The sequence below is a fragment of the Rhodococcus sp. 05-2254-6 genome (assembly GCF_002258565.1).
GTDB lineage: Bacteria > Actinomycetota > Actinomycetes > Mycobacteriales > Mycobacteriaceae > Rhodococcoides.
In genome coordinates, this window is the sequence record NZ_NOZF01000187.1 from 1 (window position 1) to 12,004 (window position 12,004).

Genomic DNA, 12,004 nt, shown 5'->3' on the forward strand with positions numbered 1-12,004 from the left:
GCACCGTCCGCACCTGTCGGACTCGCTACCGGGTGCGCCCAGATCCGGGTCGTCGAGTTGCCTCCGCAGGAACTCCATCCGGCAGCCGTCGGTGCCCTGGTAGTCGATCATGGCCTGCTGTTCGCGGTCCCTGGCCTGTTCGAGACGCTCGTAACGTCCCGCGTCGTACGTCCACTGCTCCCCGGTGGCCATCCAACCGCCACGAACGCGTCTGACCGCGCCGTCGACGTCGAGAACCTTCAGCACCATCTCCAGCCTGCTGCGATTGAGCTCGACCAAGGGCTCCAGCGCCTGCGTCGACTGGGCCTTGTCGGTGTTCAGGGCATCGATGACCTGCCGCACCAGATGCTCGCGGGGGAATGCGACGGAGGCGAAGTAGCTCCAGATCTGGCGATCCTCGTGACCGGGCAGCAGCACCACATCGGCGCGCTCGGTGGCGCGACCGGCTCGGCCTACCTGCTGGTAATACGAGATCGGAGACGACGGTGCCCCCATGTGCACGACGAAGCCGAGATCGGGCTTGTCGAAGCCCATCCCCAATGCGGAGGTGGCGACGAGGGCCTTGACTCGGTTGGCCAGCAGGTCACCTTCGAGCGATTCGCGCTCGGTCGGATCCGTCTGACCGGTGTAGGACGCCACCACGTGGCCCTGATCGGTGAGCAGCGCTGCGAGGTCCTTCGCGGCCGAGACCGTCAGCGTGTAGATGATTCCCGAACCCGGCAGCGTTTTCAGGTGATCGGCGAGCCACGCCGCCCGTTCGGTGGCGTTGTCGATCTTCACCACGGCCATGCGCAGAGAGTCGCGTGCGAGCCCGCCGCGCAGTACGAGCGTGTCGCCGCCGCCGACACCCAGCTGTGCCGCTACGTCGTCCACCACGCGGTCGTTCGCCGTTGCTGTGGTCGCGAGCACGGGGATGCCGTCGCGCAACTCGGCGATCAGGGTTCTGATACGTCGATAGTCGGGCCGGAAATCGTGGCCCCAGTCGGAGACGCAATGTGCTTCGTCGACCACGACCAGGCCCGCATCACCTGCCAGGGACGGCAGCACCTGATCGCGGAAATCCGGGTTGTTCAATCGCTCCGGACTGACCAGCAGCACGTCGAGCTCGCCCGAGGCGACCTGCTGATGGATCTCGTCCCACTCGGTCATGTTGCCGGAGTTGATGGTGGCAGCACGGACGCCCGCCCGCTCGGCGGAGGCAACCTGGTTGCGCATCAACGCCAACAGTGGAGAGACGATCACCGTCGGACCGAGGCCCTGTGCGCGAAGCAGTTTCGCCGCGATGAAGTAGACCGCCGACTTGCCCCAACCGGTCCGCTGCACCACCAGCGCCCGCCGCCGGTGCACGACGAGGGCCTCGATGGCCGTCCACTGGTCTTCCCGCAGCACCGCAGCCGGGCCGGCGAGTTCGCGCAACAACTCTTCTGCGCTCGCGCGCAAGTTCCCGGTCGTGGGCTCCGTGGTCGTTGTCATAGGCTCCATCGTGCAGCAAGCAACCGACATCCAACGCGGGCCGGTCGGAAACGGTCGGACCGTGCAGCCCGAGAGGACCAGCGGTGATCGATCCCGATTCCGATTCGATGCCGGCCGACCAGGGCCCCGTTCACCGTCACCTCTGGGCACTGGCCGTGGTGTTCGTCGGCGGTGCGGCGGGCACGGCTGTCCGCTACGTGATCGAGGAGCAGCTTCCGCATTCGGCGTCGCAATGGCCGACGGCCACCTTCGGGATCAACATCGCCGGTGCGTTCGTGCTCGGACTTCTGCTCGAGTCGCTGGTTCGCGGCGGGCCCGACGCAGGAGTTCGGCGCAGGTTACGGCTGCTGCTCGGTACCGGTTTCTGCGGTGCGTTCACCACGTACAGCACCTTCGCCCTCGAGACGGTGGACGGGATTCGAGGTGGGTTCACCGGGCTGGCATTGGCGTACGCAGTGGTCAGCGTGATTCTCGGAATACTTGCAGCCTGGGCTGGAATCGTGTTGGCAGGCAGGGTGATTCGATGATCGCGCTGTGGATCGCGGCGGGCGGCGGGTTGGGGGCAGTCTTTCGCTTCGTCGTCGACGCTGAAGTGAAGTCTTCTCTCGCGGCGCGGACGAGCTTTCCCTGGGCGACGGTCGGCATCAACGTGTCCGGATCGTTTCTGCTGGGTGTGCTGGCCGGATGGGTGATGTTCCGAGCCGGCTCCACCGACGTTCAAGCCGTCATCGGTACCGGGTTCTGCGGCGGGTACACCACGTTCAGCACGGCGAGTGTCGAGACGGTGCGGTTGCTACAGCAGGGGCGTCGACGCGATGCCGCCGTCAACGTGACAGTCACCGTGCTCGCGTCCGTGCTCGCGTGCGCAGGCGGCCTGGCGCTCGCGTCGTCGATGTAGGACGGTCGACGCGAGGACGAATTCATGCCTGGCTGACGCGCACCATGTTGCCGGCGGGGTCACGGAATGCCGCGTCGCGCGCACCCCACGGCTGACTCGTCGGCTCCTGCAGAATCTCGGCGGTGCCCGCCGCGCGAATTCTCTCGAAGGCCGCGTCGAGGTCGTCGGCACGAAACAGCAGGCCCGGAAGCTCGCCCTTGGCGAGCAGGGCCGCGATCTGATCGCCGAGTTCCTGCGACCGGCCCGCGTGGGGCTGCGACAGTACGATCTCGATCTCGGGTTGGTCGTCGGTGGACAGAGTGATCCAGCGGTAGCCGTCGTTGGCGACCTCGCTCTTGACCTCGAGTCCCAGAGCGTCGCGATAGAACGCCAACGAGGCATCGGGGTCGTCGGTATAGACGTGTACGTGGCTCAGTGAAAGTGACATGGGGAAATGCTAGGACGCCCCGACCCTCGATGCTTCTTCGATTCTGCTCGATTTGGTGGCAGCCACGGTGCCGCGCATCGGCCGACCCAGAATCATGGCCGTGCACGTCGGCACCGCCCGGCTGTCGCGGTGGTCGCGGGCGCGGTATGCGCTCGGCGTCTCGCCGACGATCTCGGTGAACCGCGAACTGAACGATCCGAGACTGGTACAGCCCACCGCGAAGCACGCCTCGGTCACGGTCACATCGCCGCGGCGCAGCAAGGCCTTGGCGCGTTCGATCCGTCGAGTCATCAGATGTGCGTAGGGCGTCTCGCCGTAGGCCTCGCGGAAGCGGCGACCGAAGTGCGCGGTGGACATCAGTGCCGTGCGGGCCAGCGTGGGGACGTCGAGTGGCTCGGCGAATTCGCGATCCATCCGGTCTCGCGCGCGACGTAGAAGTTGGAGCTCCTCGAGGTCGGGGGCATTCATCCTGCGGCCGTATCTCGGAGTGCGTCGATGTCCTCGCGAGTACCGGAGGACGTACTCGCACCCGGTCTAGTCGCGGCGAAAGATCCCGCAGCGCAGGCCCATTGGACGGCCTTACGTGGGCCGTCGAACCAGGACGCGGCCAGTGCTCCGGCAAATGCGTCCCCGGCCCCGGTGGTATCGACGGCGTCGACGCGCGGAGCGGCGACCTCGAACGATTCCGAGCCGCGGTATCGAGCGCCTCTGGCACCGAGTGTGGTGATCACGTGCGCCACTTCGTTCACTCGGTTTCCGAGACGGGCTTCCTCGGCTTCGTTGACCACGAGCACGTCGGTGGCCGCCACCAGGGCGTCGGGTAGATCCTGAACCGGTGACGGGTTCAGTATCGTCACCACGCCGCGAGAGCGGGCGTACTCGAATGCAGTCACCACGGTATCGAGCGGAATTTCCAACTGACACAACAGGATAGCGGCGTCGGAGATGACGGCGAGGTCGTTGTCGGTGAGGTCCCGAACGTGTTCGTTCGCCCCGGGGACGACGACGATGCTGTTCTCGGCGTAATCATCGACGGAAATGGCGGCAATTCCGCTCGAACCCGGTGCCGTACGCAGCGCTCGGTCGTCCACGCCCGCGCTGGACAGTGTTCGGCGCAGTGTCTCACCGAATTCGTCGTCTCCGACCGCTCCGATGAACGACACCGGAACGCCGGCCTTGGCGGCGGCGATGGCCTGGTTGGAGCCTTTGCCGCCCGGTGAGGTGGTGAACGATGTGCCCAGCACTGTTTCGCCGGGGTCGGGCAGGGAGGGGGTCCGGGTGATCAGATCCATGTTGATGCTGCCGAGAACGACGATGCGGGGGTTCGAAGCGGACACCGACGAACTGTATCGCTCCGGCAGTCGGCCCTGACCCCGAACTGCCAATTGCAGATTGTTGACAATCTGAATTCGGTGAGTGACGATGGCACGCATGACAGCGTCGACTCGCACCCACCTCAGCCCGGCACTCAAGCAGGCGACCCCGATCGTCGTCGATCACGGAAAGGGCAGCTGGATCATTGGCACGGACGGGCGCAAGTACATCGACTTCACCACCGGTATCGGCGTCACCAGTACCGGGCACTGCCATCCCCGCGTGGTCGAGGCCGCGCGCGAGCAGGTGGGCAAGATCATCCACGCGCAGTACACGACCGTCATGCATCAGCCGCTTCTGGCGCTGACCGACAAGCTCGGCGAGGTGTTGCCCGCGGGGCTGGACAGCGTGTTCTACGCGAACTCCGGGTCCGAGGCCGTCGAGGCATCGATTCGGTTGGCGCGCATGGCAACCGGACGGCCCAACATCATCGCCTTTCACGGGGGGTTCCACGGACGCACGGTAGCGGCCGCGTCGTTGACCACCGCGGGCACCAAGTTCCGTTCCGGATTCTCACCGATCATGGGCGGAGTGCACATAGCACCGTTCCCCTACGCCTTCCGGTACGGCTGGGACATGGACACCGCGGTCGCCTTTGCGCTCAAGGAACTCGACTACCTGCTGATGACGATGTCCAGCCCCGCAGACACCGCTGCGTTCATCATCGAACCGGTACTCGGTGACGGCGGTTACCTGCCCACGCCTCCCGAGTTTCTCGAGGGACTTCGCGAACGGGCGGACACCCACGGGATCGTCCTCATCGTCGACGAGGTCCAAGCAGGAGTCGGGCGCACCGGAAAGTTCTGGGGCCACCAACATTCGACCATCACGCCCGACATCGTCATCACCGCGAAAGGTCTGGCCAGTGGATTCCCGATCTCGGCCATCGCGGCGTCGACGGAGTTGATGGGCAAGGCGTGGCCCGGGTCGCAGGGCGGCACGTACGGCGGCAATGCCGTCGCCGCTGCCGCGGGTGTCGCCACGCTCGACGTCGTGCGTGAGGAAGGTCTGGTCGACAACGCTGCCGCGCAGGGCCGAGTTCTGCTCGACGGCCTGTTGGCACTGAAGTCCGAGCACTCCGCCATCGGTGATGCACGTGGACTCGGCCTGATGCAGGCACTCGAATTCGTCGACAGCGCAGGCAATCCCGATGCTGCGGCCGCCCTGCGCGTGCAGCAGGGTGCGATCGACGAGGGGTTGTTGCTGCTGACCTGCGGCGCGCTCGGCAACGTGGTCCGGATCATCCCGGCGCTGATCGTGAGCGACGACGAGATGCGGCAGGGCCTGGACGCGTTGTCGCGCACGCTGAAGAACGTACTGTGACGTCTGCTCCGGTGCGGTCCCCGGTGCCGGCACTCGTGCAGCGAGTGCTGGAGATGGGTATCGAGATCGACGATTCGTCTCGACGGCTCGCCGAGTACTCCTACGACGCCTCGAACTACCGAATTCCGCCTGCGGCTGTGGTCTTCCCCCGTAGCGCCGACGAGGTTGCCTCCGTGATGATGCTGTGCGGGGCCGCGGGTGTCGCAGTGATCGGCCGCGGCGGCGGAACGTCCATGGCTGGCAACGCGATCGGCCGCGGAATCGTGATCGACTTCTCCCGCCACATGAATCGCGTGATCTCGGTGGACACCGACGCGCGGACCGCGGTGGTGGAGCCGGGAATCGTGATCTCGGAGTTGCAGCGTGAACTGGTGGCGCGTACCTCGGGGGCGTTCACCTTCGCACCCGACCCGTCCAGCAAGACACGCGCGACGGTGGGCGGGGCAGTCGGCAACGACGCGTGCGGCAATCACTCGGTGCGCTACGGACGAACAGCCGACCACACGGTGGCCATGGACGTGGTCACCGCCGACGGGCACCTACTTCGAGTGACCCGTAGCGGTGTGGAGGCAGTGCATTCGGAGGATGCGGCGGCAACCGATGCAGCCGAACGTATCTCGCGCGAGTTGCAGTCGCTCGCGGCCGACAACCTCGCGCTCTTCAGGGTCGAGTTGGGCCGCATACCGCGACAGGTGTCCGGATTTCACCTCTCGCATCTACTGCCCGAGAACGGATTCGACGTTGCTCGTGCACTCGTCGGGAGCGAGGGCACGTGCGCGGTGATCGTTTCGGTCACCGTCGCCGTCGTTCCCGTGCCTCCGGCGGCGTTGTTGCTCTGCCTCGGATACGAGAACGTGGTGGCTGCTGCCGCCGACGTGACGGCCATTCTCGAGTTCTCGCCTGCCGCGGTGGAGGGCATCGACGACAACATCGCCCAGACGATGGAGTATCGGCGCGGACCGGATTCCATCCGCGGTCTGCCTGCGGGAAACGCGTGGCTCTACGTCGACCTCGACGGGGCCGATGCGGCCGAGGTCGAGGACAAAGCGGCCCGTCTGCTCGAGGCGCTCGGTCGTCTCGGCCGCGTGAAGGAAGGCCGCATCGTCACCGACCCGGCCGATCGAACAGCGCTGTGGCGAGTACGTGAGGACGGCGCAGGTCTGGCGACTCGACTCGCCAGCGGAGTCGAGTCCTGGGGTGGCTGGGAGGACGCCGCCGTCGCACCCGAGAACCTGTCCGCCTACCTCGCCGACCTGAATTCGCTTCTGGCCGAACACGATCTGACCGGCGTGATGTACGGACACTTCGGTGCGGGCTGCATGCACGTGCGCATCACGTTCGATCAGCGCACCGACGCCGGACGACGGGTGATGTACGACTTCCTGCGCGCTGCCGCGCGGGTGGTGGTCAAGCACGGGGGCAGCCTGTCGGGCGAGCACGGTGACGGCAGGGCCCGGTCGGAACTGCTCCCGGTGATGTACTCACCGCGCATGCTCGACGCCTTCGCGCGGTTCAAGCGCATCTGGGATCCCCGCGGGATTCTCAACCCGGGTTCGATCACCGATCCGGAACCGATGATGGACAACCTCATGTTGCAGGGCATCCCGCTGCGGGAATGGAAGACGACCTTCGATCTGCACCAGATCGGAACGCGGGCAGATCTGGATCCGTTCGTCCACGCCACTCAGTCGTGTGTCGGTGTCGGCAAGTGTCGTACGACGTCGGGCGGCGTCATGTGCCCCAGTTTCCGGGCGACCGGCGACGAGAAGGATTCGACGCGCGGCCGGGCCCGAGTGCTGCAGGAGATGGTGCGCAGTTCGCCGACCGTAGCCGACGGATGGGCATCGAAGGACGTAGCCGAATCGCTCGACCTGTGTCTGTCCTGCAAGGCCTGTTCGTCCGATTGTCCGGTCGGCGTGGACATGGCGACGTACAAGTCCGAGTTCCTCGATCATCACTATGCGGGGCGACTGCGGCCGCTCTCGCACTATTCGCTGGGCTGGTTGCCTCGCTGGCTGAAGGTGACACAGCGAACGGCACCGCTGCTCAACCGTCTGCTCACCCCGCGCATCGCGGCGCTGGCCGCTCGACTCGGTGGGCTCACCACCGAGCGGCCGTTGCCGCGCTTCGCGTCGGCGAAGGAACTTGCTGACGAGATACGGATCGGTGGAGGCCGCGCCGCCGACGTGGTGTTGGTGGTCGACACGTTCACCCGGGGTTTTCGGCCCGAGGTCGCGGGCGCAGCGCAGCGCGTGCTCGAGGATTCCGGCCGCAGCACCGAATGCCGGACCGACGTGTGCTGTGGCCTGACCTGGATTTCGACTGGCCAGCTGAAGGCCGCCCGCAAGCACCTCACGAAAGCCGTTGCTGCACTGGACGACGGCACCGACCGACCCATCGTCGTCACCGAACCGAGCTGCGCCGCGGCGTTCCGCAAGGACATGCCGGAGCTGGTTCCCACCGCGGCCGCGAGACGGGTCGCGGCGCGGGTGCAGAGTTTCGCCGGCGCGGTGATCGACCAGGCCGCTGCCGGGTGGGTGCCCTCGGCCGAGGTTCCCGAATCGGTGACGGTGCAGACCCATTGCCACGAATACGCGGTGTTCGGCAACGCCACCCAGCGCACGGCGTTGGCCGCCGTCGGTATCGAGGCGGTGCGCGAGGCCACCGGATGCTGCGGGGTCGCAGGAAACTTCGGCTTCGAGTCTCGGCACTACGAGCTCAGCATGGCCGTGGCCGAGCAGGCCCTCGCCCCGGCGGTTCGCGCCGCCGAGCCCGATAACCCGATTCTGACCGACGGATTCTCCTGCCACATGCAGGTGCGGCAACTCACCGGTGACCTGACCAGCGATGCGTCCGTACACCTGGCGCAAGTACTCGATCCACGTTCGACGAAAGGACCGCGGCCATGACCGCCAGCTCGACCAGCCTCACGCGTCCGGAGATCACTGCTCCGACCGAACTGTTCGTCGGAGGCGCGTGGACTGCCGCGGCATCCGATGCCCGCTTCGATGTCGTCGATCCTGCCAGCGGCGAGGTCATCGCCAGGGTCGCCGACGGCGGCATCGTCGATGCCGACAACGCCATGGCCGCAGCGGTCGATGCCGCCGCCGACTGGGCCGCGACTGCGCCGCGGGCACGCAGCGAAATCCTGCGCAGAGCATACGAATTGATCATGGCGCGGCAAGAGGAGCTCGCTGAGATCATCACCGCGGAAATGGGAAAGCCACTGGCCGACGCTCGTGGTGAGGTGGCGTACGGTGCCGAGTTCTTTCGCTGGTTCTCCGAGGAAGCGGTGCGCATCTCGGGCGATCACACCCTCACCGGAGACGGCAAGAACCGCATCGTGGTCACCCGGGCACCGGTGGGTCCGTGCATTCTCGTCACTCCGTGGAACTTCCCGTTGGCCATGGGAACTCGTAAGATCGGACCGGCGTTGGCTGCGGGATGCACCGTGGTGTTCAAGCCCGCCGAGCAGACGCCGCTGACCGCACTGGCCCTGGCGGAAATCCTGCACGACGCGGGTGTTCCGGCGGGAGTGGTCAACGTCGTGACCACCACCGACGCGTCGGGTGTCGTGGGCTCGTGGATGAGCAGCGGTGCGGCCCGCAAGATCAGCTTCACCGGATCGACTGCGGTGGGCAAGATTCTGCTCGAGCAAGCTGCGTCGACGGTGATGCGCACCTCGATGGAGCTCGGCGGCAACGCACCCTTCATCGTCATGGACGACGCCGACCTCGCCCGCGCCGTGGACGGTGCGATGGTCGCCAAGATGCGCAACATGGGTGAGGCGTGCACCGCCGCCAACCGGTTCTTCGTACATCGCAGTGTCACAGCGCAGTTCGCGGACAAGCTCGCCGAGCGCATGGGTGCGCTGTCGGTGGGGGCCGGTAGTGCGCACGGAACCGAGGTGGGTCCGCTGATCGACGAGGCGGGCCGCGCCAAGGTGCAGACACTCGTCGACGACGCCCTCGGGCGTGGCGCACGTGCGATCGTCGGGGGAGCGGCTCCGAACGGACCCGGCTACTTCTACCCGCCGACGGTCCTCACCGATGTCGATGCGGCGTCGGATCTGATGTCCCAGGAAATCTTCGGACCGGTGGCCGCAATCGTCCCGTTCGACACCGAGGACGAGGTGATCGCCCTCGCGAACGACACCGAATGGGGACTCGTCGGATATGTCTTCACCCAGGACATCGACCGGGCTCTGCGGATGGGGGAGCGCCTCGAGGTGGGAATGGTCGGCCTCAACACGGGTCTGGTGTCCAATCCGGCTGCGCCGTTCGGTGGCGTCAAACAGTCCGGACTCGGCCGTGAGGGCGGAAAAGTCGGAATAGACGAGTTTCTGGAGTACAAATACTTCGCCATTCCCCGAGGCTGAGAGAGGTTTTCGATCATGCCCAGTTCGAGACGATTGACGCCCATCGACGCACGCAACACGTCGATGGTCATTGCCGACCAGATTCGCGACCGCATCATCGACGGGTCCTACGCCCCCGGGGAGCAGATCAACGAGGCCAACGTCGCCGCGGAACTCGAGATCTCGCGGGGACCGGTGCGGGAGGCGCTGCAGCGCCTCAATCAGGAGGGGCTGCTCGTCAGCTACCGAAATCGCGGCGTGTTCGTCGTCGAGCTGAGCAGTGAGGATGTCACCGAGATCTACGAATCCCGCGCGGCCATCGAGGTCGGTGCCGCGTGGACTCTGGTGCACGGGGACCGTGCGCGCCTGGTGTCGGCTGCCGACGAGCTCTCGGCCATCGTGATGCAGATGCAGCCGTTCATCGATCGGGCGGATTGGCGAGGTCTTGCCGAACGGGATCTGGCGTTTCACACCGCACTGGTCGCGGCGACGCGCAACAGCCGAATGTCGCGCATGTACGCCACGCTCGCGGCGGAGGCACGTATCTGCATGGCCAACCTCGAAACTGCGTACTACCGGCCGGAGGCGTTGGTGGAGGAACACCAGCTGATCGTCGACCTGTTGCTCGGATCGGATTGGGACGCACTGGAAAAGGGCGTGCACGAGCACATGGACACCGCCATCCACGACCTGACCCGTGCCATGGTCGAAGAGCAGGCCGAACACTCGGCACTGGCCACTCCTGGATAGTCGCCGGTCCGGCAACACAGCATTTACATCCGAAGTCTTGCGAACCTCTCACGACAGCGCCTAGCCTGATTGTCAACAATCTACTAAACCGACCTCATTGAAGGGGGTGCCCGTGAACGACTCACCCGACGCCGCCTACGTCACCGCACTCGGACCCGACGAGACCACAGGACGGGCCGCTCCCGGCCTCGCTCGGTACCCCGATGTTCCGAACAGCACGCCGATCACGTTCACCGACGAGGAGTACGCCTTCCGGCTCGCTGCCGTCCGCGAGCGGATGGCAGCGCAGAACCTCACCGCGCTCATCGTCACCGATCCAGCGAACCTCTACTACCTGCTCGGATACAACGCGCTCTCGTTCTACACCCCGCAGATGCTGTACGTGCCCCTCGAGGGAGAGATGTACTTCTTCGCCCGCGAGATGGACGCCAACGGCGCGTTCCGCACGTCGTGGCTGCCGCAGGATCGGACGTTCGGCTATCCCGAAACGTTCGTGCAGCGCAAGGACACGCACCCGTTCGTCTGGGTTGCCGCGAAACTGCGCGAACTGGGGTTGGTGAACAACTTCGAGCACGGCCAGGTGGGGCTGGAGATGGACTCGTACTACTTCAGTCCCAAGGCTTTCGAGGCACTGGTGAAGTCGCTGCCCGAATATCGCTTCACCGACTCCTACGAGCTCATCAACTGGGTGCGCGTGGTCAAATCGCCCGCGGAGATCGCCCTGATGCGCGGCGCTGCGAAAGTCTGCGAATCGGCGATGTTCGCTGCATACCAATCGATCTCGGTCGGTGAACGGCAGTGCGACGCGGCCGCGGCCATCATGAACGCACAAGTACGCGGCACCGAGGAGTTCGGCGGCGACCATCCGGCCATCGTCCCGATGCTGCCCACCGGTGCCGGAGCCGACACCCCACATCTGACCTGGTCGCATCAACCCTTCGTGCGGGGCGAGACCACCGTCGTCGAACTGGCCGGAGTGTTTCGGCGCTACCACATCCCCATGGCGCGCACGATCGTGCTCGGAAAGCCCAGTCCGCGTATGGATTACCTCGCCAAGTCCACCGGAGAAGCATTGAACGACGTGCTCGCGACCGTGCAGGCAGGCGTCACCGCGACCGAACTGGCACAGGTATGGAACACGAGCCTGGCCAAGCACGGACTGCACAAACCGTCGCGCATCGGCTACTCGATCGGCATCGCCTACGCACCCGACTGGGGTGAGCGCACCGTGAGCCTACGCACCGACGACGACACGGTGCTCGCAGAAAACATGACCTTCCACATCATCGGCGGAATGTGGATGGACGACTACGGATACGAGGTATCCGAGGCCGTTCGCGTCACCGAAACCGGCCTCGAAACCTTCACCGCATACCCCCGAGAACTACTGACGAAGGAGTGA

General features: G+C 65.8%; 11 protein-coding genes. 7 read left to right on the plus strand and 4 right to left on the minus strand.

Annotated elements, in window-relative coordinates; translation table 11 throughout:
- Window positions 1-1,473, minus strand: a 1,473-nt coding sequence (locus tag CH256_RS26125; protein ID WP_143536681.1) for a RecQ family ATP-dependent DNA helicase, incomplete at its 3' end; no start/stop codon positions are given.
- Between the two features lie 107 nt (window positions 1,474-1,580).
- Here CH256_RS26125 and crcB (CH256_RS26130) point away from each other — a divergent pair.
- A complete protein-coding gene (gene crcB / locus CH256_RS26130) occupies window positions 1,581-2,000 on the plus strand; it encodes a fluoride efflux transporter CrcB (RefSeq protein WP_082898928.1) in 420 nt (139 codons plus the stop codon).
- Entirely contained in the window at window positions 1,997-2,371 is a 375-nt protein-coding gene (gene crcB, locus CH256_RS26135) for a fluoride efflux transporter CrcB (protein ID WP_094671322.1), read from the plus strand. The genes crcB (CH256_RS26130) and crcB (CH256_RS26135) overlap by 4 nt, the downstream gene beginning before the upstream one ends.
- A 22-nt stretch (window positions 2,372-2,393) precedes the next feature.
- On the opposite strand, the gene CH256_RS26140 is transcribed toward crcB (CH256_RS26135), so the two are convergent.
- From CH256_RS26140 to CH256_RS26150, 3 genes are read right to left on the minus strand one after another with little or no spacing between them, the layout of a single operon-like run.
- Complete coding sequence (locus CH256_RS26140; protein WP_068052456.1) at window positions 2,394-2,798, minus strand: VOC family protein; 405 nt, start codon at window positions 2,796-2,798, stop codon at window positions 2,394-2,396.
- A 9-nt stretch (window positions 2,799-2,807) separates the two neighbouring features.
- Window positions 2,808-3,266: a helix-turn-helix transcriptional regulator gene (locus CH256_RS26145; RefSeq protein ID WP_094640214.1), complete on the minus strand. Its 459-nt coding sequence runs from the start codon at window positions 3,264-3,266 to the stop codon at window positions 2,808-2,810.
- Complete coding sequence (locus CH256_RS26150; protein WP_373454882.1) at window positions 3,263-4,090, minus strand: ribokinase; 828 nt, start codon at window positions 4,088-4,090, stop codon at window positions 3,263-3,265. The genes CH256_RS26145 and CH256_RS26150 overlap by 4 nt, the downstream gene beginning before the upstream one ends.
- A gap of 139 nt (window positions 4,091-4,229) precedes the next feature.
- Between CH256_RS26150 and CH256_RS26155 the strand changes: the two genes are divergently transcribed.
- From CH256_RS26155 to CH256_RS26175, 5 genes are all read left to right on the plus strand, one after another.
- Complete coding sequence (locus CH256_RS26155) at window positions 4,230-5,495, plus strand: aspartate aminotransferase family protein (RefSeq protein WP_094671326.1); 1,266 nt, start codon at window positions 4,230-4,232, stop codon at window positions 5,493-5,495.
- Window positions 5,496-5,548: 53 nt separating this feature from the next.
- Entirely contained in the window at window positions 5,549-8,404 is a 2,856-nt protein-coding gene (locus CH256_RS26160; RefSeq protein ID WP_094671367.1) for an FAD-binding and (Fe-S)-binding domain-containing protein, read from the plus strand.
- Window positions 8,401-9,873 carry an NAD-dependent succinate-semialdehyde dehydrogenase gene (locus CH256_RS26165; protein WP_094671328.1) on the plus strand — a complete coding sequence of 491 codons (1,473 nt, stop codon included), beginning with the start codon at window positions 8,401-8,403 and terminating at the stop codon, window positions 9,871-9,873. The genes CH256_RS26160 and CH256_RS26165 overlap by 4 nt, the downstream gene beginning before the upstream one ends.
- Before the next feature lie 15 nt (window positions 9,874-9,888).
- The gene (locus CH256_RS26170) at window positions 9,889-10,602 is read left to right on the plus strand and encodes a GntR family transcriptional regulator (RefSeq protein WP_230596661.1); all 714 of its coding nucleotides are present in this window, start codon (window positions 9,889-9,891) and stop codon (window positions 10,600-10,602) included.
- A 223-nt stretch (window positions 10,603-10,825) separates the two neighbouring features.
- Complete coding sequence (locus CH256_RS26175) at window positions 10,826-12,004, plus strand: M24 family metallopeptidase (protein WP_179272239.1); 1,179 nt, start codon at window positions 10,826-10,828, stop codon at window positions 12,002-12,004.

Excerpts from the sequence above, each read along its gene's own strand:
- CH256_RS26170 (WP_230596661.1), top strand. The coding sequence starts at position 9,889 with ATGCCCAGTTCGAGACGATTGACGCCCATCGACGCACGCAACACGTCG.
- CH256_RS26140 (WP_068052456.1), bottom strand. The coding sequence starts at position 2,798 with ATGTCACTTTCACTGAGCCACGTACACGTCTATACCGACGACCCCGAT.
- CH256_RS26145 (WP_094640214.1), bottom strand. The coding sequence starts at position 3,266 with ATGAATGCCCCCGACCTCGAGGAGCTCCAACTTCTACGTCGCGCGCGA.
- crcB (WP_082898928.1), top strand. The coding sequence starts at position 1,581 with ATGCCGGCCGACCAGGGCCCCGTTCACCGTCACCTCTGGGCACTGGCC.
- CH256_RS26160 (WP_094671367.1), top strand. The coding sequence starts at position 5,549 with ATGGGTATCGAGATCGACGATTCGTCTCGACGGCTCGCCGAGTACTCC.
- crcB (WP_094671322.1), top strand. The coding sequence starts at position 1,997 with ATGATCGCGCTGTGGATCGCGGCGGGCGGCGGGTTGGGGGCAGTCTTT.
- CH256_RS26165 (WP_094671328.1), top strand. The coding sequence starts at position 8,401 with ATGACCGCCAGCTCGACCAGCCTCACGCGTCCGGAGATCACTGCTCCG.
- CH256_RS26150 (WP_373454882.1), bottom strand. The coding sequence starts at position 4,090 with ATGGATCTGATCACCCGGACCCCCTCCCTGCCCGACCCCGGCGAAACA.
- CH256_RS26155 (WP_094671326.1), top strand. The coding sequence starts at position 4,230 with ATGACAGCGTCGACTCGCACCCACCTCAGCCCGGCACTCAAGCAGGCG.